We start from the raw sequence: 21706 nt of genomic DNA on the forward strand, positions 1-21706 counted from the left end.
CGGCCCCGCCTCAGTTGAGGCTCGTCGGCCCGCGCGTCAGGTCCGCCGCGGGCAACGACGGCAGACTACGGATGATCGACGTCTCCGTGCGCAGGAGTTTCAGCTCGTCCCGCAGCCGGGAGGACGTGTCGGGCGCCTGGAGCAGCCGCTGCCGTGTCGGCGTGTCCAGCATCACCGCCGCGGCCACCAGATACGACACCACCGACGGTTCGTCCGGCAGCTCCATACCGGACGCCAGGGTCCGCTCCCGCGCCCCCGCCAGCCGCTTCTGGTACTGGCGGAACGACCGCAGCACCCCCTCGGCCAGCGCGCCCGCCTCGTCGCCCGGCTCCTCCGCCAACTCCTCGACCTCGGCCGTCAGATACGCGCCCGAGGTGTCCACCGACAGCAGACGGATCCGTGTCGTGCCCGTCGCCAGCGCCTCGAAGGTGCCGTCGGTCCGCTCCCGGATCGTCGCCGCGTCCGCGATACAGCCCACCGCGTGGAACGCCTTGGCCGGATCGGGGCCGAAGCCCGCCGCGGGCCCGCGGGCGGGCAGCGCCGTCGTGTCCGGCATACCGGGCTCGCTCGGCGCGACCTCGTGGCCGTCGCGGATGGCGACGACGGCGAAGCGGCGCGGTTCGTCCTCGGGGGTCTTCAGCAGATCGCGCATCAGGGCGCGATAGCGCTCCTCGAAGATGTTCAGCGGGAGCACGAGCCCGGGGAACAGCACCGAGTTCAGGGGGAAGAGCGGGAGCCGGACGGTGGTCACGACCCGAAAGCCTAATGGTCCCGGACGGGACTGCGTCCGGTGTGGTCGCCGCGCGCACGCCGTGTGAAGCCGGTGGGCCGCCCGAGGAGCAGGTCCGGACGGCCTTCCCGGCGCCGTTCTCAGCCGCGCCGCAGCAGCCGCGTCGCGCCCGCCGCGACCGTCGTCGCGAGGGTCCAGCCGAGCAGGATCATCGCCGCCGACACCCACTGCCAGCCCTTGCTCAGCCGCCACTCGCCCGCCTGGCCGAGATCAATGACCGGCAGCAGCAGGTCCAGGGCGAGCAGGGCGGGGTTCCACGCGGGATGCCCGCCCTTGTCGACCGGCGGATGGCTCGCGTGCGAGAACGCGACCGACGACGCCGCCCACAGCACCGCCATCCACACCGCCGCCCGGCCGGGCCGATAGCCGTAGGCGACGGTCCAGTCCTGCGCGTACCCCCACAGCTTCGCCGCGAGCGGAAGCGTCTCGCGCCGCCGCCGCTGCTTGGCCAGCAGCACCTCGCGCGCGTCCTCGTCCTCCCCGCAGGCGCGCAGCACGCTCGCGAGCCGCTCGTAGGGCTCCGGGTTGTACTCGGCGGTCGCCGCCGCCACCCACGCGAGCCGCCGGGCCAGCGGGAAGGCGTCCTGCGGCACGAGGTTCTCGTAGGCGAAGCCGCCCATGTGCAGATTGCCGAGGCCCGGCCAGCTCGCCCACCGGTCGACCAGGTTCACCGTCCGCGCACCCGACATGATCACCTTGCCGTGCTCGGGCCGGTCACCGAGGAAGCGCAGCTCGGGCGTCTGGACCCGGCGCAGCGACAGCTCCTGGTCGTCGTCGAGGAAGAACCGGGCCCGGTCCAGGTCGACGGCGTCCCCGAACCGCCCGTCGTCCAGGCGGACGCCGCCCCGGCACTCGAAGTACTGCACCCGGGTCCCGCGCGCCGGTGTGGTGCCGCTGGTCAGCAGCGGATTGCCGACGGCCGCCGGGGTCAGATACAGGGTCCGCTCGACGGTCAACTGGGGGGCGTTGAGCGCCAGCCGGGTGTACGGGTTGTCCAGCCGGGCGCCGCGCAGGCTCAGCGAGACGCCGACGGTGGCGCTGCGCAGGCTCATCTCGCCGTACGACTCCAGCATCTCGGCCTGGAGGTCCTGCCCGACCGTCATCCCGTCCGCGGTGATCGACCGCCCGCGCCGGTCGCGGTGGACCACGGCCTGGTTGAGCAGGAGATCGGTGCCGATATGGGCGTCGGTGAGCCGGACGCCGCCCTGGAACCGGCAGCGCGGCAGATGCAGATCGCCCTCCGTGTGCACCCGCGCCGCCTCCAGACGCGGCACCGAGCAGTTCACCAGCCGCAGCGTGGTGAAGCGGGCCTCCGGCAGCAGGACCTCCTTCTCGAACCGGCAGCCCTTCAGCTCCACGTACGGCAGGATCGTGCCGCCCGCGAGGTCGAGCGTGTCGGCGATCCGCACCCCGGTCAGCTTCAGCGACGAGACCCGGCCCGCCAGCGCGGGCGGCCCGTCCAGCAGCAGCCAGGCCACGATCCGCGCCCGTACGGTGCGCTCGGGCCCCCAGGGGTGGCGGCCGTGCGGATCGTCCACGGCCGAGTCCCCGGCGCGCAGGTCGTACACGGTGCCGTTGCGGAAGGCCTGCCACATCCCGGCCTCGGCGGCGGTCAGCTCGTCCGGCAGGTCCCCCCTGCTGAAGGCGGAACTCTCGGTCACGGCGGTTCCCTCCTCCCTGGCTACCGGTGGGGGTGTACGACCGTGATGCCCGTTGTGTGACGGGCCGAACGCCCTGCGTGAAGGGGATCTTCCGGGTGCCGTACGGGGCCGGTGGGATTCGGCCACGGCGCTCGCGGCGCCCGCCGCCGGATTCCGGCCGCACAGGCCACCGGATCCGGTCATCGTGTCCGGCGACACACCCGCGCGGCCCCGGCCGCGGCACACGCGGGCCGCCACCGGTCGCCGCCGGGCCGAGCGCGGTGCGGCCCGTGTCCTGCCCGGTCGCGCGGGCGCGCCGCCCGGACCGTGGACGCCGCCGGTGCGTCCGCGTCACGTATCAGCCACTGATACGGCCGTCCGGCCTTTCCACGCCGTCTGAGAGAATTGGCCCTGTGATCTCCCGAATCGATCTGCGCGGCGACGCCCTCCCCGAGGGCCGCGCCCTGCGTGACCTGCTGCCCCGAGCCGACTTCGACGTTCAGGCCGCCCTGGAGAAGGTGCGTCCGATCTGCGAGGACGTGCATCATCGCGGCGACGCGGCACTGATCGACTTCGCGGAGCGGTTCGACGGCGTACGGCTCACATCCGTCCGGGTCCCGGCCGAGGCGCTCGGCAAGGCGCTCGACGAGCTCGACCCCGCCGTGCGCGCGGCCCTGGAGGAGTCCATCCGCCGCGCCCGCGCCGTCCACCGCGAGCAGCGCCGCACCACACACACCACCCAGGTCGTCCCCGGCGGGTCGGTCACGGAGAAGTGGGTCCCGGTCGAGCGTGTCGGGCTGTACGCGCCCGGCGGCCGGTCCGTCTACCCGTCCTCCGTGATCATGAACGTCGTGCCCGCGCAGGAGGCCGGTGTCGAGTCGATCGCGCTCGCCTCCCCGGCCCAGGCCGAGTTCGACGGCCTGCCGCACCCGACGATCCTCGCCGCCTGCGCCCTGCTCGGCGTGGACGAGGTGTACGCGGCGGGCGGCGCGACCGCCGTCGCGATGTTCGCGTACGGCACGGAGTCCTGCCCGCCCGCCCCCATGGTCACCGGCCCCGGCAACATCTGGGTCGCGGCGGCCAAGCGCTACTTCACCGGCCGGATCGGCATCGACGCGGAGGCCGGTCCCACCGAGATCGCGGTCCTCGCGGACGACACCGCCGACCCGGTGCACGTGGCGTCGGACCTGATCAGCCAGGCCGAGCACGACCCGCTGGCGGCGGCCGTCCTCGTCACCGACTCGGCCGAGCTGGCCGACGCGGTGGAGAAGGAACTCAAGCCGCAGGTCGAGGCCACCAAGCACGTCGAGGACCGGATCCGCCCCGCGCTCGCGGGCGAGCAGTCCGCGATCGTGCTCGTGGACGGCATCGACGAGGGCCTGCGGGTGGTCGACGCCTACGGCGCGGAGCACCTGGAGATCCACACGGCCGACGCCGCGGCGGTGGCGCACCGCGTACGGAACGCGGGCGCGATCTTCGTCGGCCCCTGGGCGCCGGTCTCGCTCGGTGACTACGCGGCCGGTTCCAACCACGTGCTGCCGACGGGCGGTTGCGCCTGTCACTCCTCGGGCCTGTCCGTGCAGTCCTTCCTGCGCGGCATCCACATCGTCGACTACACGCGTGACGCGCTCGCCGACGTCGCAGCCCATGTGGTGACGCTGGCGGAGGCGGAGGACCTGCCCGCGCACGGCGCGGCGATCAAGGCAAGGTTCGGTTGGAAGGTGCCTGAGAGCAAGTGAGCTTCGGAATCGACGATCTTCCCGTACGGGACGAGCTGCGCGGCAAGTCCCCCTACGGCGCCCCTCAACTGGACGTCCCCGTACGGCTGAACACCAACGAGAACCCGTACCCGCTGCCCGAGCCGCTGGTCGAGCGGATCGCCGAGCGTGTGCGCGAGGCCGCCCGTGGCCTGAACCGCTACCCGGACCGGGACGCGGTCGAGCTGCGCACCCAGCTCGCCGAGTACCTCACGAAGACCGGCAAGTACCCGGTCACGGCCGAGAACGTGTGGGCGGCCAACGGCTCCAACGAGGTCATCCAGCAACTGCTGCAGACCTTCGGCGGACCGGGCCGCAGCGCGATCGGCTTCGAGCCGTCGTACTCGATGCACGCGCTCATCGCGCGCGGCACGGGCACGCGCTGGATCTCCGGCCCGCGCAGCGCGGACTTCACGCTCGACGTGGCCGCCGCCGGGCAGGCGATCGCCGAGCACCGGCCGGATGTCGTCTTCCTCACGACCCCCAACAACCCCACGGGGAACGCGCTTCCCGCCGAGACGGTCCTCGCCCTGTACGACGCGGCGCAGGCGGCGAAGCCGTCCATGGTCATCGTGGACGAGGCGTACGTCGAGTTCAGCCACGGCGACTCGCTGCTGCCGCTCCTCGAAGGTCGGCCGAATCTCGTCGTCTCGCGGACCATGTCCAAGGCGTTCGGGGCCGCCGGTCTGCGCCTCGGCTATCTCGCCGCGCACCCCGCGGTCGTGGCCGCCGTCCAGCTCGTACGGCTGCCCTACCACCTGTCGGCCGTCACCCAGGCGACCGCGCTGGCCGCCCTGGAGCACACCGACACGCTGCTGAAGTACGTCGAGCAGCTCAAGTCCGAACGGGACCGGCTGGTCACGGAGTTGCGGGCGCTCGGCTGCGAGGTCACCGCGTCCGACGCGAACTTCGTCCAGTTCGGGCGGTTCGCCGACACCCAGGAAGCCTGGCGGAAGATCCTCGACCGGGGCGTCCTGGTCCGGGACAACGGAGTACCGGGGTGGCTGCGGGTGTCCGCGGGCACCCCCGAGGAGAACGACGCGTTCCTCGACGCGGTTCGTGAGCTGAAGAAGGAGCAGAACGCATGACGCGCGAGGGTCGCTTCGGAAGAGTCGAGCGCACGACCAAGGAGACGTCGGTCGTCGTGGAGATCGACCTCGACGGCACCGGCAGGACCGAGATCTCCACGGGCGTCGGCTTCTTCGACCACATGCTGGACCAGCTCGGCCGCCACGGTCTGTTCGACCTGACCGTCAAGACCGAGGGCGATCTGCACATCGACACGCACCACACCATCGAGGACACCGCCCTCGCGCTGGGCGCCGCCTTCAAGCAGGCGCTCGGCGACAAGGTGGGGATCTACCGCTTCGGCAACTGCACGGTCCCGCTGGACGAGTCGCTCGCCCAGGTCACCGTCGACCTGTCGGGCCGCCCCTATCTCGTGCACACCGAGCCCGAGAACCTGGCGCCGATGATCGGCTCGTACGACACCACGATGACCCGGCACATCCTGGAGTCCTTCGTCGCCCAGGCCCAGGTCGCCCTGCATGTCCACGTGCCCTACGGGCGCAACGCGCACCACGTCGTGGAGTGCCAGTTCAAGGCCCTCGCGCGCGCCCTGCGCTACGCGAGCGAGCGCGACCCGCGCGCTGTCGGAATCCTCCCCTCCACGAAGGGTGCCCTGTAGAGCCATGAACGGTTTGTCGACCGTCCTGATCGTCGTCGGTCTCTTCTTCGTCGGCGGCATCATCTCCTTCGCCAAGCAGAAGATGCCCAAGAGCCTCATCGTGCTGCTGTCCATCGGTGCGGCGATGTGCCTCGTCTCGGGCGTCCTGCGGCTGGAGGTATGGAATTGAGCAGCCCGCTGACCAAGCGGGTCGTGGTCTTCGACTACGGCTTCGGCAACGTCCGCTCCGCCGAGCGCGCCCTCGCGCGCGCGGGAGCCGAGGTCGAGATCACCCGCGACTACGACAAGGCGATGGCCGCCGACGGCCTGCTGGTGCCGGGCGTCGGTGCCTTCGCCGCCTGTATGCAGGGCCTGAAGCGGGCGCGCGGTGACTGGATCATCGAGCGGCGGCTGGCCGGCGGGCGCCCGGTGATGGGCATCTGCGTCGGCATGCAGATCCTGTTCGCGCGCGGCATCGAGCACGGCGTGGAGAGCGAGGGCCTCGACGAGTGGCCCGGCACGGTCGCGCCGCTCGAGGCCGACGTCGTGCCGCACATGGGCTGGAACACCGTCGAGGCACCGGCGGGCTCCGACCTGTTCGCCGGTCTGGACACGGACGCCCGCTATTACTTCGTCCACTCCTACGCCGTCCACGACTGGCAGTTGGAGACCCACAGCCCGCTGATGCGGGCCCCCAAGGTGACCTGGGCGACGCACGGCAAGCCCTTCGTGGCGGCCGTGGAGAACGGCGCCCTGTGGGCCACGCAGTTCCACCCCGAGAAGTCCGGCGACGCCGGAGCGCAGCTCCTCACCAACTGGATCGGAACCCTGTAGACCATGGCCAAGCTCGAACTCCTCCCCGCCGTCGACGTCCGTGACGGTCAGGCCGTCCGCCTCGTCCACGGCGAGTCCGGCACGGAGACCTCGTACGGCTCTCCGCTGGAAGCCGCCCTCGCCTGGCAGCGGGCGGGCGCCGAGTGGCTGCATCTGGTCGACCTAGACGCCGCGTTCGGCACCGGGGACAACCGCGCGCTGGTCGCGGAGGTCGCGCAGGCGATGGACGTCAAGGTGGAGCTGTCCGGCGGCATCCGCGACGACGACACCCTGGCCGCCGCGCTGGCCACCGGCTGCACGCGCGTGAACCTCGGCACGGCCGCCCTGGAGAGCCCCGAGTGGGTGGCCCGGGTCATCGCCGAGCACGGCGACAAGATCGCGGTCGGTCTCGACGTACGCGGCACGACGCTGCGCGGCCGCGGCTGGACCCGGGACGGCGGCGACCTCTACGAGACGCTGGAGCGCCTCGACAAGGAGGGCTGCGCGCGGTACGTCGTCACGGACATCGCCAAGGACGGCACGCTCCAGGGCCCGAACCTCGCGTTGCTGAAGAACGTCTGCGCGGCCACGGACCGGCCGGTGGTCGCCTCCGGCGGCGTCTCCTCGCTCGCCGACCTGCGGGCACTCGCCGACCTGGTGCCGCTCGGTGTCGAGGGCGCCATCGTCGGGAAGGCCCTCTACGCGAAGGCGTTCACGCTGGAAGAGGCCCTGGAGGTCGTATCTTGACGAAGGACACGGTGTCATGACGTCCGAAGCCGTACGGCGCGTGCAGAGCGGAAGTCCCTGGGAAGAGAACTTCGGATACGCGCGCGCCGTCGCGGCGGGCGACCACGTGCTGGTGGGCGGCACCAGCGCCTTCAAGGGCCCCGTGCTGTACGGCGAGGGGGACCCGTACGAGCAGGCCAAGGTGGCCTTCGCGAGCGCGGTCGAGGCGCTCGGCGCGTTCGGGCTCGGCGTCGAGTCCGTGGTCCGTACCCGGATGTATCTGGCGCACCCCCGGGACGTGGACGAGGTGGGCCGGGCCCACAAGGAACTGTTCGACTCGGTGCGCCCCGCCTCGACCCTGCTGGTCGTGGAGGGATTCGTCGACCCGCGCATCCTGGTCGAAGTGGAACTGGAAGCCTTCCGGGGTCGGCACCCCGAAGACTGAGAGCGTGTGAAGGAGCCGTGGATTCATGACCCTGGCGGTCCGAGTCATCCCCTGCCTGGACGTGGACAACGGCCGGGTCGTCAAGGGTGTCAACTTCCAGAACCTGCGCGACGCGGGCGACCCCGTCGAGATGGCCAAGGTGTACGACGCCGAGGGCGCCGACGAGTTGACGTTCCTGGACATCACCGCGTCCTCGGGCAACCGTGAGACGACGTACGACGTGGTGCGCCGCACCGCCGAGCAGGTGTTCATCCCGCTCACGGTCGGCGGCGGCGTCCGTACGGCCGAGGACGTGGACAAGCTGCTGCGGGCGGGCGCCGACAAGGTGGGCGTCAACACGGCCGCGATCGCCCGCCCGGACCTGATCCGGGAGATCGCCGAGCGCTTCGGCCGCCAGGTGCTGGTGCTGTCGGTGGACGCGCGCCGCACGGACGCCGGCTCCTTCGAGGTGACCACCCACGGCGGTCGCCGCGGCACGGGCCTCGACGCGGTCGAGTGGGCGCACCGGGCGGCCGAGCTGGGCGCGGGCGAGATCCTGCTCAACTCCATGGACGCGGACGGCACCAAGGACGGCTACGACCTGGAGATGATCACGGCCGTACGCAAGCACGTGACGGTCCCGGTCATCGCGTCCGGCGGCGCGGGCAAGCTGACCGACTTCCCCCCGGCGATCGAGGCGGGCGCGGACGCGGTGCTGGCGGCGTCGGTGTTCCACTTCGGCGATCTGCGCATCGATCAGGTGAAGCGGACGCTGCGGGAGGCGGGTCACCCGGTGCGGTGACGCTTCGCTCGACCTGAGCCCCGGTCATCCCTGGTGGGGGACCGGGGCTCTCTTGTCGGCAGATACGAAAGAGAAGTTGCGCAAACTCTATTGCGCAACTTCTCTTTCGTATCTAGGGTCGTGGTCATGGCAAGCAAGGAGAAACGCCGGATCGCCGATGTGGGCACGCTCAAGGCGCTGGCCCATCCGCTTCGTATGAAGCTCTACCGACTGCTGTTCGTGGCCGAGGTGGCGACCGCCTCGCAGCTCGCCGAGCAGGTGGACGAGGCCGTCTCCCTGGTCAGTTACCACCTGCGCAAGCTCGCCGAGCACGGGCTGATCGAGGAGGCCGCGCCGCAGAGCGGGGACGGCCGGGAGCGCTGGTGGCAGCCCGCCTCGGAAGGGGTGAGCATCCGGGGCGAGGCCTTCCGGGACGCGCCGGAGATGGTGGCGGCCCACCTCGCCGCCACCCGGCTCTTCCTCGACCAGCGCTCCGACATGTACCGCGCCTATCTCGACGAACGCGCGGACTGGGGAGTCGAGTGGCACGACGCCGCGTACGACTCCGAGGCGCTGCTCCGGCTGACCGCTCCGGAACTGGCCTCGCTGAAGCGGGAGTTGATCGCCCTGCTGATGCGCTACGACGAAGAGGGGCGGGCCCGCGAGGCCGCCGGCGACACCGAGGGGCGCGAGAACGTCGCCTTTCACACTTACGGATTCCCGTTCCGCGTCTGACCCCCGTACCGCACCTGACCTCCGCACCGCGCCCGAGAGGACCGACCACCATGACCGCCACGCCCGCGACCGCCGGCACCTTAACTCCGACCGCCGAGCGCCCCGCGCACCGTGACGGCAACGTCCTGCGCTGGCTCTCCGCCTACACCGCCTCGATGGTCGGCGACAACATCTACTACCTCGCCCTCTCCTGGGCGGCCGTCCGGGCCGGAACGCCCACCGAGGCCGGGATCGTGACGGCGATCAGCGCCCTGCCGAGGGCCGTGCTGATGCTGGGCGGCGGCGTGGTCGCCGACCGGTTCGGGCCGCGCAAGGTCGTCATCGGCAGCGACGCGGTGCGCTGCGTGGCCGTCCTCGCGGTGTCGGCCCTGCTGTTCCTGACCGGCCCGACGCTGTGGCCGCTGGCCCTGCTGGCGCTGCTCTTCGGCACGGTCGACGCCGTGTTCGTGCCCGCCGTGGGCGCCCTGCCCTCGCGGGTCACGAGCCGGGACCAGCTCACCCGGGTCCAGGGCATGCGAGGCCTGTCCATCCGGTTCGCGAGCGTCGTCGGCGCCCCGCTCGGCGGCCTCGGCGTCGCGCTGGGCGGCGCCGCAGCCGCCTTCGCGATCGCCGGAGCGCTGATCGCCGTGTCGGTGCCGCTGCTGATGTCCCTGCGCCTGCGCGAACTGCCCGAGGACGAGACGGCCTCCAAGGCTCGCGAGAAGACCGCCTGGCGCGACCTCGCGGCGGGCCTGGGATACATCCGGCACCACCGCGTCCTCGCCCCGCTGATGCTGGCCATCGCCCTGGGCGACCTCGGCTTCGTCGGCCCGCTCAACGTCGGCCTGACCCTGCTGGCCGACGAGCGCGGCTGGGGCGCCTCCGGCATGGGCTGGGTCCTCGCGGGCTTCGGCACCGGCGCGGGCATCGCCTCCCTGCTGCTCGCCGTACGCGGCCGGATGCCGCACGCGGGACGGCTGCTGGCGCCCACGATCATCACGGGCTCCGTCGCGATCGGCGGCCTCGCCTACGCCCCGGGAGTCATCACGGCCGTCGCGCTGGCCCTGGCCGTCGGCCTCCTCGTCGGCCTGAGCGGCGCCCTGTGCGGGGCCCTGCTCCAGACCCAGACCGACCCCGCCTACCTGGGCCGCGTGACCGCCGTCTCGAGCCTCGTCAGCCTCGGCTTCGCACCGCTCAGCATGCCGCTGTCCGCCGCCGCCATCGGCGCCTGGGGCACCGGCCCGGTGTTCGTCGTCAGCGCGACGGTGTGCGGGCTCGGCGGGGTCGTCGCCCTCGTCTTCCGCGACCTGCGCCGCGCCGAGCTTCCGCGATGAACCGCCGCGCCGGGCGGACGGCTCAGAGCCCCAGCTCCTTGGTGTCGGAGACCGTGGCGATGGCGTCCTTGTCGCCCTCCAGCTCCACGTCCGCCGTGCGCTGCCGCCCGAACGCGAACATCAGCAGCTCCGAGGGCTCACCGGTCACCGTCACCACCGGAGTGCCCCGGTGCGCCACCACCGTCCGGCCGTCCGGGCGGCGCAGCACCAGGCCCGTCGGAGCGCTGCGGCCGGTCAGCCGGGCCATCCGCTCCAGCCGCGCCCACAGCGCGTCCTGGAACACCGGGTCCAGCGGGCGCGGCGTCCAGTCGGGCTGCGCCCGGCGCACGTCCTCCGTGTGGACGTAGAACTCGACGGTGTTCGACATCTCGTCGATCTGCTTCAGCGCGAACGGCGAGAACCGCGGGGGGCCCGTACGGATGAGCTGGATCAGCTCCTCGTACGGCTTCGCGGCGAACTCGGTCATCACCCGCTCAAGACGCGCCGCCAGCGGTTTGACGAGGATGCCTCCGGCCGCGTCCGGGCGGCGCTCCCGCACCACCACATGCGCGGCGAGGTCCCGGGTGGTCCAGCCCTCGCACAGGGTGCGGGCGTCCGGCCCGGTGGACTCCAACAGATCGGCGAGAAGAAGCCGTTCACGCTTGGCATGGGTCGACATGCAGTCAGCGTACGGCCACGCGGAGCGTCCGCCCACCGGACGGCGACGAGGCAGGCCACCGCGGCGCGGCACAATGGTCCGCATGACCGGCACGCCCCCACCCAGCAGCCTGGCCCCCGAGATCGCGGCACGCCTCAAGCGCGGCCCCGACGGGCTGATCCCCGCGATCGCCCAGCAGTACGACACCGGGGAGGTGCTGATGCTCGGCTGGATGGACGACGAGGCGCTGCACCGCACGCTCACCACCGGCCGCTGCACCTACTGGTCGCGCAGCCGTCAGGAGTACTGGGTCAAGGGCGACACCTCCGGCCATGTCCAGCACGTGAGGTCCGTCGCCCTGGACTGCGACGCCGACACCCTCCTCGTCAAGGTCGACCAGGTCGGCGCCGCCTGCCACACCGGCGACCGCACGTGCTTCGACGCCGACGTACTGCTCGCGGACACCGCGTCCGCCGCGCCCGCCGTGGATCAGTAGGGTCGGCGGCCATGGATCTCGAGACGTTCCGCAAGCTCGCCACCGACCGCCGCGTCATCCCGGTCACGCGCAAGCTCCTCGCCGACGGCGACACCCCGGTCGCGCTCTACCGCAAGCTCGCCGCCGAGCGCCCGGGCACCTTCCTGCTGGAGTCCGCGGAGAACGGCCGCTCCTGGTCCCGCTACTCCTTCGTCGGCGTCCGCAGCTCCGCCACCCTCACCGCGAAGGACGGCCGCACCCACTGGCTCGGCGTCCCGCCCGTCGGCGTCCCCGTCGACGGCGACCCCCTGGCCACGCTCCGCGCGACCATCGAGGCCCTGCACACCCCCCACCAGGAGGGCATGCCGCCCTTCACCGGCGGCATGGTCGGCTATCTGGGCTACGACATCGTGCGCCGCCTGGAGAAGATCGGCCCCGGCGAGCGCGACGATCTGCGGCTGCCCGAGCTGACCATGCTCCTCACCAGCGACCTCGCGGTCATGGACCACTGGGAGGGCTCCGTCCTGCTGATCGCCAACGCGATCAACCACAACGACCTCGACACGGGCGTCGACGAGGCCTACGCGGACGCCGTGGCCCGCCTGGACGCGATGGAGGCCGACCTGTCCCGCGCGGTCGCCCAGCCGCCCGCCGTGCTCCCGCCCTCCGCGCTGCCCGAGTACACCGCCCGCTGGGGCGGCCCGGACTACCAGGAGGCCGTCGAGGACATCAAGGAGCGCATCCGCGCGGGCGAGGCCTTCCAGGTCGTCCCCTCGCAGCGCTTCGAAACGCCGTGCACGGCGAGCGCGTTGGATGTCTACCGGGTCCTGCGGGCCACCAACCCGTCGCCGTACATGTACCTGTTCCGCTTCCCCTGCGCCGACGGCGACGCCTTCGACGTCGTCGGCTCCAGCCCGGAGGCGCTGGTGAAGGTCGAGGACGGCCGCGCGATGGTCCACCCCATCGCGGGCACCCGGCACCGCGGCGCGACCCCGCAGGAGGACCAGGCCCTCGCCGAGGAACTGCTCGCCGACCCCAAAGAGCGCGCCGAGCACCTCATGCTGGTCGACCTGGGCCGCAACGACCTCGGCCGGGTCTGCACCCCCGGCTCGGTCGAGGTGGTCGACTTCATGTCCGTCGAGCGGTACTCGCACGTCATGCACATCGTCTCGACCGTGACCGGCCAGGTCGCCCCGGACCGCACCGCCTTCGACGTCCTCACCTCCTGCTTCCCGGCGGGCACGCTCTCCGGCGCGCCCAAGCCGCGCGCGATGCAGATCATCGACGAACTCGAGCCGTCCCGGCGGGGGTTGTACGGCGGCTGCGTCGGCTATCTCGACTTCGCGGGCGACTCCGACACCGCCATCGCCATCCGTACGGCACTGCTGCGCGACGGCACCGCCTACGTCCAGGCCGGTGCCGGTGTCGTCGCGGACTCCGACCCGGTCGCCGAGGACACCGAGTGCCGCAGCAAGGCGGCGGCGGTGCTGCGGGCGGTGCACACGGCCAACCGGCTGGGCCGCTGACCGCCGATGAGTCGTATCTCGCAGGGGCCCCGGGTGAAGGTTCGCCCGTGGTCCGGGCGATAGTGGAGTACGTGACTGCCGTACCCCACCCCCGACCCGAGGCCGCCGCACCCGCGCGCTCCGGCCGCCGCAGCCTCGCCCTCGCCCTGCTGTGCGGTGCGGCCGGTGCCGCCGTGGCACTGCTGTCCTCCCGGCAGGACTGGGCGGCGGGCACCGTGCCGTTGGCCGGTGGCGACTTCCCGCTCAGCGCCAAGGGCAGCGATGTCACGGGCGTGCCCGCGGCCCTGGCCATAGTGGGCCTCGCCGCGCTCGTCGCCGTCTTCGCCGTCCGCAGAACCGGCCGCTACCTCGTCGCCGGGCTCCTCGCGCTCTCCGGCCTCGGCACCATCACCGCCGCGTTCCAAGGCCTCACCGACAACTCGGCGCTGGACGAGAAGGCGGCGCGGACGGCCGGTGACACCGCCGCGACCGCCTCCGCGCTCACCCACACCGCCTGGCCGTACGTCGCGGTCCTCGGCGGCGCCCTCATCCTGCTGGCCGGACTGCTCGCCCTGCGCTACGGCCGGCTGTGGCCCACGATGTCCGGCCGCTACGAACGCGACGGCACTCCCCGGCCGCGCCGCCGCGCGGCGCCCGTCGACCCGGAGCGCCCCGAGGAGCTGTGGAAGGCGCTGGACCGGGGTGAGGACCCCACCGGCTGACATCCACCGGCCGATCGCCCGGTCGACGCGCGACGGTGACCCCGCGCTCACCCGCTGCTCGCGGGTACGGGACAATGACGCCGAGCCTTGGACTCACACACGTACAGCCAGCTAACGAGGAGCAAGTCATGGCGGGCACAACCCACCACGGTCACACCCCGGCCGCCTGGACCGGTGTCATCATCGCCTTCATCGGTTTCTGCGCCGCGGGCGCTTTCACCGTGATGGCTCAGCCCGTCGGCTTCTGGGCGAGCGTCGCGGTCACCCTCCTCGGCGCTGTCGTCGGCGGCATCATGCGCATGATGGGCCACGGCCAGGAGAACGTCGGCGACCTGATGAAGCGGCACGCGATCACGGAGCACTGAGCCCTCCGCAACAACCACACGTGAGGCGGCCAGGCGCGCGCAGCGCGCGGGCCGCCTCACGCGTACCCGGGCCGGGGTGGGCGGGCCGGGGCGCGGGCGGGCAGAATGCGAGGCGTGAACACCGCATCCCGCTGCGTGAGTCCGTCCCCGCCGCACGCCCCGGCCGCCCGCGGCCTGCTGCGGCGCACCGCCCCTCCCGTCGGGGTCCTCGCGGGCGTCCTCGCGGCCTTCGCCTACGTCGGCGCGGTGGACCCCAACCAGCCGGGCCACTACCCGGTCTGCCCGCTGCTGCGCTTCGCCGGGGTGTACTGCCCCGGCTGCGGCGGACTGCGCGGCGCGCACGCGTTCGTCCACGGGGACGTCCTCGCGGCGCTCCAGGACAACGCCCTGGCCGTCGGCGGCTATCTGCTCTTCGCGGTGGTGTGGAGCGTGTGGCTGGTCCGCGCGGTGCGGGGACGGCCGCTGCGGCTCGACCTCGGGCCGGTACACCTGTGGTGCCTGGGCACCCTGCTGGTGGCCTTCACCGTGGTCCGGAACCTGCCCTTCGGCGGGTGGCTGCATCCCTGATCGATCCGGGCATCCCCCGGTGGGCCGACCCGTGAACCCCCAGGTAGGAGGGTCGCCGCTCCACCGGATGCGAGGCCCGGCCCATCCTCCGGATACCATCACAGTGACCGCCGGTTCCGTCCGTCCGGACTCGCCCGGCGACCCAGGCTCAGCCCGACTGAGCCGCTGGAATCCTCAACCGTCAGGAAGGGGGCCGCTCGCGTGAGTGTGCTCGACGAGATCATCGACGGAGTCCGTGCCGACCTTGCGGAGCGGCAGGCGCGCGTCAGCCTCGACGAGCTCAAGGAGCGTGCGGCGAAGGCCCCCGCGGCCAAGGACGGCCTCGCCGCCCTGCGCGGGGACGGCGTCAAGGTGATCTGCGAGGTCAAGCGGTCCAGCCCCTCCAAGGGCGCGCTCGCCGCGATCGCCGACCCGGCCGGGCTCGCCGCGGACTACGAGGCGGGCGGCGCGGCCGTCATCTCCGTCCTGACCGAGCAGCGCCGCTTCGGCGGCTCGCTGGCCGACCTGGAGGCCGTCCGGGCCCGGGTCGACATCCCGGTGCTGCGCAAGGACTTCATCGTCACCTCCTACCAGCTCTGGGAGGCGCGGGCCTACGGCGCCGACCTCGCGCTGCTGATCGTCGCCGCCCTGGACCAGCCCGCCCTGGAGTCCCTCATCGAGCGCGCCGAGTCCATCGGGCTCACGCCGCTCGTCGAGGTGCACGACGAGGACGAGGTCGAGCGGGCGGTGGACGCCGGGGCGAAGGTCATCGGGATCAACGCGCGCAACCTCAAGACCCTGGAGGTCGACCGCTCCACGTTCGAGCGGGTCGCCCCCGAGGTCCCCGGGTCGGTCGTCACGGTCGCCGAGTCCGGCGTCCGCGGACCGCACGACCTGATCGCGTACGCCGAACACGGCGCCGACGCCGTGCTGGTGGGCGAGTCGCTGGTGACCGGACGCGACCCGAAGACGGCGGTCGCCGACCTCGTCGCCGCCGGTGCGCACCCCGCGCTGCGGCACGGCCGGGACTGACGCCTCACCGGATGACGTCGATGATGCCTCCGCTCGCCGTGGCCACCAGGACCTGTCTCAGGACAGGCCCCGGTGACCCGTACGCCCGCCTCGCGCGCGGCTGCCGCCCGCGTGGCTGCCGCGCGCCCGCGCGCCGGGTGCACGGGCGACGGGTGCGGTACGTCATCGGGGACGAGCCCGGCCAGGTCAACGGGATGCGATGGCGCTGCCCGCGTGCGCGCCTGCGGTGAACCAGAACCGAGTGAACCGAACCGAGTGAACTGAACCGCGACTGCCGTCGGTTGTCGCCGGTTCACCACCGGTCCGTCGGTTCGCCGCAGGGTCGCGCGTGTACGCATCGACGTCACCCACCGTCCGACCTACCCGGGGCGTACGCCCCTGCGAGGTAACCGCATGCCCAGCGAATTCTTCGTTCCCGACCCGGAGGGCCAGGTGCCCGACGCGGCCGGCTACTTCGGCGCGTTCGGCGGCACGTTCATCCCGGAGGCCCTCGTGGCCGCCGTGGACGAGGTCGCCGCCGAGTACGAGAAGGCGAAGACCGACCCCGAGTTCGCCCGTGAACTCGGCGACCTGCTCGTCCACTACACCGGCCGGCCCAGCGCCCTCACCGAGGTGCCGCGGTTCGCCGAACACGCCGGTGGCGCCCGGGTCTTCCTCAAGCGGGAGGACCTCAACCACACCGGCTCCCACAAGATCAACAACGTGCTCGGCCAGGCGCTGCTCACCCGGCGCATGGGCAAGACCCGGGTCATCGCGGAGACCGGCGCCGGACAGCACGGCGTCGCCACCGCCACCGCCTGCGCCCTGTTCGGCCTCGACTGCACCATCTACATGGGCGAGATCGACACCGAGCGACAGGCCCTCAACGTCGCGCGTATGCGCATGCTCGGCGCCGAGGTCGTCGCGGTGAAGTCAGGCAGTCGCACGCTGAAGGACGCGATCAACGAGGCGTTCCGCGACTGGGTCGCCAACGTCGACCACACCCACTACCTGTTCGGCACGGTGGCCGGTCCCCACCCCTTCCCGGCCATGGTGCGCGACTTCCACCGGGTGATCGGCGTCGAGGCACGGCGGCAGATCCTGGAGCGCGCCGGGCGGCTGCCCGACGCCGCCGTCGCCTGTGTGGGCGGCGGCTCCAACGCCATCGGGCTCTTCCACGCCTTCATCCCCGACAGCTCCGTCCGCCTCATCGGCTGCGAGCCCGCGGGCCACGGCATCGAGACCGGCGAGCACGCCGCCACCCTCACCGCCGGTGAGCCGGGCATCCTGCACGGCTCGCGGTCCTACGTCCTCCAGGACGACGAGGGGCAGATCACCGAGCCGTACTCGATCTCGGCGGGCCTGGACTACCCCGGCATCGGCCCCGAGCACGCGTACCTCAAGGACAGCGGTCGCGGCGAGTACCGCGCGGTCACCGACGACGCGGCCATGCAGGCCCTGCGCCTGCTCTCCCGCACCGAGGGCATCATCCCGGCCATCGAGAGCGCCCACGCGCTCGCCGGGGCCCTGGAGGTGGGCAAGGAGCTGGGCAAGGACGGGCTGATCATCGTCAACCTGTCCGGGCGCGGCGACAAGGACATGGACACGGCCGCCCGCTACTTCGGCCTGTACGAGACCGACGCGTCCGTCGCCGCGGACGCCGACAGCGAGACCGCCGAGATCGAGGGGGACGCCCAGTGAGCGCAGAAGTGACCGGCGGACAGGCCCAGTTGCTGGCCGACACGCTCGCCGCCGCGAAGGCGGAGGACCGTGCCGCCCTCATCGCGTACCTCCCGGCCGGGTTCCCGACCGTCGACGGCGGCATCGCCGCGATCAAGGCCGTCTTCGACGGCGGCGCCGACGTCGTGGAGGTGGGCCTGCCGCACAGCGACCCCGTCCTCGACGGCCCCGTCATCCAGACCGCCGACGACATCGCGCTGCGCGGTGGCGTCCGGATCGCCGACGTCCTGCGCACGGTCCGCGAGGCGCACGCGGCGACCGGCAAGCCGGTGCTCGTGATGACGTACTGGAACCCGATCGACCGCTACGGCGTGGAGCGCTTCACGACCGAGCTGGCGGAGGCGGGCGGCGCGGGCTGCATCCTGCCGGACCTGCCCGTGCAGGAGTCGGCCCTGTGGCGCGAGCACGCGGAGAAGCAGGGGCTCGCGACGGTCTTCGTGGTCGCGCCGAGCAGCAAGGACGAGCGGCTCGCCGAGATCACCGCGGCGGGTTCCGGCTTCGTCTACGCGGCCTCGCTCATGGGCGTCACCGGTACGCGTGAATCGGTCGGTACGCAGGCCCAGGAACTGGTCCGGCGCACCCGCGCGACCACCGAGCTGCCGGTCTGCGTCGGCCTCGGCGTCTCCAACCCGGCCCAGGCCGCCGAGGTCGCCGGGTTCGCCGACGGCGTGATCGTCGGCTCGGCGTTCGTGAAGCGGATGCTGGACGCGCCGGACGAGCAGGCCGGTCTCGAGGCCGTACGGGCCCTGGCGGGGGAGCTGGCCGAGGGCGTCCGCCGCAGGGCGTGACACCCGTCGCCCCGCACCGTCACCGGTGAAGCCCCGCAACCGTCGCGGGTGAATCGGGCAACGAAGGACAATTGGCTCACTCGAACGGGTGGACCTGAGGCCGGGGAGGCGCGCAGCGCCTCCCCGGTTCGTTCTGCCGGATGTGAGCGAGAAGAACCGTGAGGGAAAGCGCGCCGCCCGGGACCGGCTGGCGGCGCAGCGCGAGAAGCAGAAGTCCGCGGAGAAGCGTCGGCGCGGGATGATCGTGGGCGCCGCGATCATCTGCGTGCTGGCCCTGGCGACGGTGGGGGGCCTCCTGGCGGCGAACAGCGGCAAGAAGAGCAGCGCCTCGGGCCCCACCATCGGGCCCTCGGGGGCGACGGGCAAGGACGGCCTCGCGATCCCCGTCGGCAAGGACGCCGCCCGGTCGACCCTCACGGTCTGGGAGGACTTCCGCTGCCCGGCCTGCAAGGTCTTCGAGACGGTCTACCGCCCGACGCTCCGCGAACTGGTCGACGCGGGCAAGCTGAAGGTCGAGTACCACCTGGTCACGCTCATCGACGGGAACATGGGCGGCAGCGGCTCGCTCCACGCGGCCAACGCGGCGGCGTGCGCGCAGGACGCCGGGAAGTTCAAGGCGTACCACGACGTGCTGTACGACAACCAGCCCAAGGAGACCGAGGACACCTTCGCGGACCACGCGAAGCTGATCGGGCTGGCGGGCAAGGTGAGCGGCCTCGACACACCGACGTTCCAGAAGTGCGTCAAGGACGGTACGCACAACGGCTGGGTGAAGAAGTCCAACGACGCCTTCGAGAAGGGTCACTTCACGGGGACGCCGACCGTGCTCCTCGGTGACAAGAACATCATCGAGGACCGGACGATGACCCCGGCGAAGCTCAAGCAGTTGGTGGAGGCGGCGCACAGGTCCTGAGGAAGTCCTGAGGAGCACCATGATCAGCGGGCCCCCGGTGCCGATCCGCCGGGGGGCTACGTTATGGAGCCGTAGCCGGGATGGTTGCCATGCCACCTGCCCGGCACGGTAGCGTCGGACCTGCCATGGAACTTGCCTATATCCCCAGCCCGTCGCGCGGAGTGCTGCATCTCGGCCCCGTTCCGCTGCGCGGCTACGCGTTCTGCATCATCATCGGTGTCTTCGTGGCCGTGTGGCTCGGCAACAAGCGCTGGATCGCCCGGGGCGGGCGCGCCGGCACGGTGGCCGACATCGCGGTCTGGGCGGTGCCCTTCGGCCTCGTCGGCGGCCGGCTCTACCACGTGATCACGGACTACGAGCTGTACTTCAGCGAGGGCCGTGACTGGGTGGACGCCTTCAAGGTCTGGCAGGGCGGGCTCGGCATCTGGGGCGCGATCGCGCTCGGTGCGCTCGGCGCGTGGATCGGCTGCCGCCGCCGGGGCATCCCCCTGCCCGCGTACGCCGACGCCCTCGCCCCCGGCATCGTCTTCGCCCAGGCGATCGGCCGCTGGGGCAACTGGTTCAACCAGGAGCTGTACGGCCGGGCGACGGACCTGCCCTGGGCGCTGCACATCACGGCGGCGACGGACGGCCGGGCCCCCGGCTACTACCACCCGACCTTCCTGTACGAGTCGCTGTGGTGCGTCGGCGTCGGATTCCTGGTGATCTGGGCGGACCGCCGCTTCCAACTCGGCCATGGACGGGCCTTCGCGCTGTACGTGGCCGCGTACTGCGCGGGCCGCTGCTGGACCGAGTATCTGCGGGTCGATGACGCGCATCACATCCTGGGCGTGCGGCTGAACGTCTGGACCGCGATCCTGGTGTTCCTGCTGGCTGTGTCCTACCTCGTGGTGTCGGCACGGCTGCGGCCGGGCCGGGAGGCGGTCGTGGAACCGGGCGCGTCCGAGACGGCGGTCGAGGCCGCGGCCGACACCAAGGCCGATTCCAAGGTCGACACCAAGGCTGATTCCAAGACCGACGCCAAGGCCGACTCCACGGGCGGTCAGGGCCCGAAGGACGAGAAGCAGGCCGAGAAGGCCCCTGATGAGGCCACCAAGGCCGCCGGGGCCACGGGGGACGGCGAAGCCGCCGAGGATGCCGAGGCCCCTGAGGACGCCGAGGCCGCAGCGGACGAGGTCAAGTCGGCGAAGAAGGTCTGAGCAAGGGCTTCACGTACGCCGGGATCGAGGGCGCGGCCTTCGATCCCGGCGTACGTGTGTGCGGGCCCAGATGGGCATGCGAAGGTAAAACCGCAGGTTAGCCCAGCCTTTCCTTGCTGGCGGGATCCAGAGATTCGGCGTACTTTCGGGTTAGTCGAAAAGTGGAAACAGTCCAATCAAGCACTTGGGGGCTGGGGCATGGCCATCATCGAGACCAAAGCGACGCTGCACGAGGCGCACCGGAACAACCACACCCACCGCGATGTCAACGGTGGCTGGCTGCGCCCGGCCGTCTTCGGTGCGATGGACGGGCTGGTGTCCAATCTGGCGCTGATGACGGGCGTCGCCGGGGGAGCCGTCAGTCAGCAGACCATCATCATCACCGGCCTGGCGGGCCTGGCCGCGGGCGCCTTCTCCATGGCCGCCGGCGAGTACACCTCCGTCGCCTCGCAGCGCGAACTGGTCGAGGCCGAACTCGACGTCGAGCGGCGCGAGCTGAAGAAGCACCCGGAGGGCGAGGAGGAAGAGCTGGCGGCGCTCTACGAAGCCCGCGGCGTCGAGCCGGGACTGGCCCGCGAGGTCGCCCGGCAGCTCTCCCGCGACCCCGAGCAGGCCCTGGAGATACACGCGCGCGAGGAGCTGGGCATCGACCCGGGTGACCTGCCCTCGCCGACGGTCGCCGCCTTCTCCAGCTTCGGGTCCTTCGCGCTCGGCGCCCTGCTGCCGGTCCTCCCGTATCTGCTGGGCGCCAGCGCCCTGTGGCCCGCCGTGCTGCTCGCGCTCGCCGGGCTCTTCCTGTGCGGCGCGGTCGTGGCCAAGGTCACCGCGCGGAGCTGGTGGTACAGCGGGCTGCGGCAGCTCGCCCTCGGTGGCGCCGCCGCGGGCGTGACCTTCCTTCTGGGCACCCTGTTCGGCACGGCCGTAGGATGACGCGTGCGACTCCTTGTGCGAGGAGCCTCGCACAAGGAGTTGTTACCCGGCGGTTTCGACCGGGTTACCGCCGGGCATGACCCGTAAGCAGCGCGGGCAATGACGCCTGCTTCGCAAGAGATCGCGGCGGGCGACGAGGCCCACCGCACCCCGGGCCGACGGACACCGATCTGTTCCCCCGCGCCCCCTCGTAAGTCCCCACACCGTGCAGCAGTGGACCTCCCGTGCCG

Annotated in this window: 25 protein-coding genes; 22 read left to right on the forward strand and 3 right to left on the reverse strand. The window is 72.1% G+C overall.

The genetic code is table 11. The features are described from left to right. Positions 1-10: 10 nt before the first annotated feature. Together ACZ60T_RS16065 and ACZ60T_RS16070 are read right to left on the reverse strand one after the other, a co-directional pair. Positions 11-751 carry an LON peptidase substrate-binding domain-containing protein gene (locus ACZ60T_RS16065; protein WP_469666420.1) on the reverse strand — a complete coding sequence of 247 codons (741 nt, stop codon included), beginning with the start codon at positions 749-751 and terminating at the stop codon, positions 11-13. Between the two features lie 119 nt (positions 752-870). Continuing rightward, entirely contained in the window at positions 871-2385 is a 1515-nt protein-coding gene (locus ACZ60T_RS16070) for an oxidoreductase (RefSeq protein ID WP_469666587.1), read from the reverse strand. Positions 2386-2843: 458 nt separating this feature from the next. On the opposite strand from ACZ60T_RS16070, the gene hisD reads away from it, so the two are divergent. The 10 genes from hisD to ACZ60T_RS16120 all read left to right on the forward strand — a co-directional run bounded on the left by hisD (position 2844) and on the right by ACZ60T_RS16120 (position 10645). Beyond that, positions 2844-4169, forward strand: a complete 1326-nt coding sequence (gene hisD / locus ACZ60T_RS16075; protein ID WP_469666421.1) for a histidinol dehydrogenase — start codon at positions 2844-2846, stop codon at positions 4167-4169. After that, positions 4166-5275 (forward strand): histidinol-phosphate transaminase, encoded by a 1110-nt coding sequence (locus ACZ60T_RS16080; protein WP_365620378.1) that lies wholly within the window; start codon positions 4166-4168, stop codon positions 5273-5275. The genes hisD and ACZ60T_RS16080 overlap by 4 nt, the downstream gene beginning before the upstream one ends. After that, complete coding sequence (gene hisB / locus ACZ60T_RS16085) at positions 5272-5874, forward strand: imidazoleglycerol-phosphate dehydratase HisB (RefSeq protein ID WP_365620381.1); 603 nt, start codon at positions 5272-5274, stop codon at positions 5872-5874. The genes ACZ60T_RS16080 and hisB overlap by 4 nt, the downstream gene beginning before the upstream one ends. A gap of 4 nt (positions 5875-5878) precedes the next feature. Beyond that, positions 5879-6043 carry a hypothetical protein gene (locus tag ACZ60T_RS16090; RefSeq protein WP_252421932.1) on the forward strand — a complete coding sequence of 55 codons (165 nt, stop codon included), beginning with the start codon at positions 5879-5881 and terminating at the stop codon, positions 6041-6043. Next, positions 6034-6687, forward strand: coding sequence for an imidazole glycerol phosphate synthase subunit HisH (gene hisH, locus ACZ60T_RS16095; protein ID WP_469666422.1), 654 nt, complete (start codon positions 6034-6036; stop codon positions 6685-6687). The genes ACZ60T_RS16090 and hisH overlap by 10 nt, the downstream gene beginning before the upstream one ends. A 3-nt stretch (positions 6688-6690) precedes the next feature. Further along, positions 6691-7413 (forward strand): bifunctional 1-(5-phosphoribosyl)-5-((5-phosphoribosylamino)methylideneamino)imidazole-4-carboxamide isomerase/phosphoribosylanthranilate isomerase PriA, encoded by a 723-nt coding sequence (priA, locus tag ACZ60T_RS16100; protein WP_365620389.1) that lies wholly within the window; start codon positions 6691-6693, stop codon positions 7411-7413. A gap of 16 nt (positions 7414-7429) precedes the next feature. Further along, entirely contained in the window at positions 7430-7837 is a 408-nt protein-coding gene (locus tag ACZ60T_RS16105; protein WP_469666423.1) for a RidA family protein, read from the forward strand. Positions 7838-7862: 25 nt separating this feature from the next. Continuing rightward, complete coding sequence (gene hisF, locus ACZ60T_RS16110) at positions 7863-8618, forward strand: imidazole glycerol phosphate synthase subunit HisF (RefSeq protein ID WP_469666424.1); 756 nt, start codon at positions 7863-7865, stop codon at positions 8616-8618. 126 nt (positions 8619-8744) lie between these two features. Beyond that, the gene (locus tag ACZ60T_RS16115) at positions 8745-9332 is read left to right on the forward strand and encodes an ArsR/SmtB family transcription factor (protein ID WP_469666425.1); all 588 of its coding nucleotides are present in this window, start codon (positions 8745-8747) and stop codon (positions 9330-9332) included. Between the two features lie 50 nt (positions 9333-9382). Next, positions 9383-10645 (forward strand): MFS transporter, encoded by a 1263-nt coding sequence (locus tag ACZ60T_RS16120; RefSeq protein WP_469666426.1) that lies wholly within the window; start codon positions 9383-9385, stop codon positions 10643-10645. A gap of 22 nt (positions 10646-10667) precedes the next feature. Here ACZ60T_RS16120 and ACZ60T_RS16125 read toward each other — a convergent pair whose 3' ends face one another. Then, positions 10668-11303: a TIGR03085 family metal-binding protein gene (locus tag ACZ60T_RS16125; RefSeq protein WP_365620403.1), complete on the reverse strand. Its 636-nt coding sequence runs from the start codon at positions 11301-11303 to the stop codon at positions 10668-10670. Positions 11304-11376: 73 nt separating this feature from the next. Between ACZ60T_RS16125 and hisI the strand changes: the two genes are divergently transcribed. The 12 genes from hisI (at position 11377) to ACZ60T_RS16185 (ending at position 21476) form a co-directional block, all read left to right on the forward strand. Continuing rightward, positions 11377-11778 carry a phosphoribosyl-AMP cyclohydrolase gene (gene hisI / locus ACZ60T_RS16130; RefSeq protein ID WP_365620405.1) on the forward strand — a complete coding sequence of 134 codons (402 nt, stop codon included), beginning with the start codon at positions 11377-11379 and terminating at the stop codon, positions 11776-11778. Between the two features lie 11 nt (positions 11779-11789). Continuing rightward, positions 11790-13283: an anthranilate synthase component I gene (locus ACZ60T_RS16135; RefSeq protein ID WP_469666427.1), complete on the forward strand. Its 1494-nt coding sequence runs from the start codon at positions 11790-11792 to the stop codon at positions 13281-13283. Between the two features lie 62 nt (positions 13284-13345). Further along, positions 13346-13984, forward strand: coding sequence for a TIGR02234 family membrane protein (locus ACZ60T_RS16140; protein ID WP_469666588.1), 639 nt, complete (start codon positions 13346-13348; stop codon positions 13982-13984). A 128-nt stretch (positions 13985-14112) separates the two neighbouring features. Beyond that, positions 14113-14349, forward strand: a complete 237-nt coding sequence (locus ACZ60T_RS16145; protein WP_365620409.1) for an HGxxPAAW family protein — start codon at positions 14113-14115, stop codon at positions 14347-14349. Positions 14350-14454: 105 nt separating this feature from the next. After that, a complete protein-coding gene (locus ACZ60T_RS16150; protein ID WP_365620412.1) occupies positions 14455-14916 on the forward strand; it encodes a DUF2752 domain-containing protein in 462 nt (153 codons plus the stop codon). A 201-nt stretch (positions 14917-15117) separates the two neighbouring features. Further along, on the forward strand, positions 15118-15927 hold the full coding sequence (gene trpC / locus ACZ60T_RS16155; RefSeq protein ID WP_365620414.1) for an indole-3-glycerol phosphate synthase TrpC: 810 nt from the start codon (positions 15118-15120) through the stop codon (positions 15925-15927). Positions 15928-15947: 20 nt separating this feature from the next. Further along, on the forward strand, positions 15948-16157 hold the full coding sequence (trpM, locus tag ACZ60T_RS16160; RefSeq protein WP_469666589.1) for a tryptophan biosynthesis modulator TrpM: 210 nt from the start codon (positions 15948-15950) through the stop codon (positions 16155-16157). 163 nt (positions 16158-16320) lie between these two features. Then, positions 16321-17607 carry a tryptophan synthase subunit beta gene (gene trpB, locus ACZ60T_RS16165; RefSeq protein WP_469666429.1) on the forward strand — a complete coding sequence of 429 codons (1287 nt, stop codon included), beginning with the start codon at positions 16321-16323 and terminating at the stop codon, positions 17605-17607. Next, positions 17604-18434: a tryptophan synthase subunit alpha gene (trpA, locus tag ACZ60T_RS16170; protein ID WP_469666430.1), complete on the forward strand. Its 831-nt coding sequence runs from the start codon at positions 17604-17606 to the stop codon at positions 18432-18434. Before trpB ends, trpA begins: the two co-directional genes overlap by 4 nt. Positions 18435-18576: 142 nt before the next feature. Further along, the gene (locus ACZ60T_RS16175; RefSeq protein ID WP_365620422.1) at positions 18577-19347 is read left to right on the forward strand and encodes a DsbA family protein; all 771 of its coding nucleotides are present in this window, start codon (positions 18577-18579) and stop codon (positions 19345-19347) included. A 125-nt stretch (positions 19348-19472) separates the two neighbouring features. Continuing rightward, a complete protein-coding gene (gene lgt / locus ACZ60T_RS16180) occupies positions 19473-20546 on the forward strand; it encodes a prolipoprotein diacylglyceryl transferase (RefSeq protein WP_469666431.1) in 1074 nt (357 codons plus the stop codon). Between the two features lie 198 nt (positions 20547-20744). Further along, the gene (locus ACZ60T_RS16185; RefSeq protein ID WP_365620428.1) at positions 20745-21476 is read left to right on the forward strand and encodes a VIT1/CCC1 transporter family protein; all 732 of its coding nucleotides are present in this window, start codon (positions 20745-20747) and stop codon (positions 21474-21476) included. Positions 21477-21706: the final 230 nt, after the last annotated feature.

The organism is Streptomyces sp. NPDC104371, assembly GCF_055583785.1.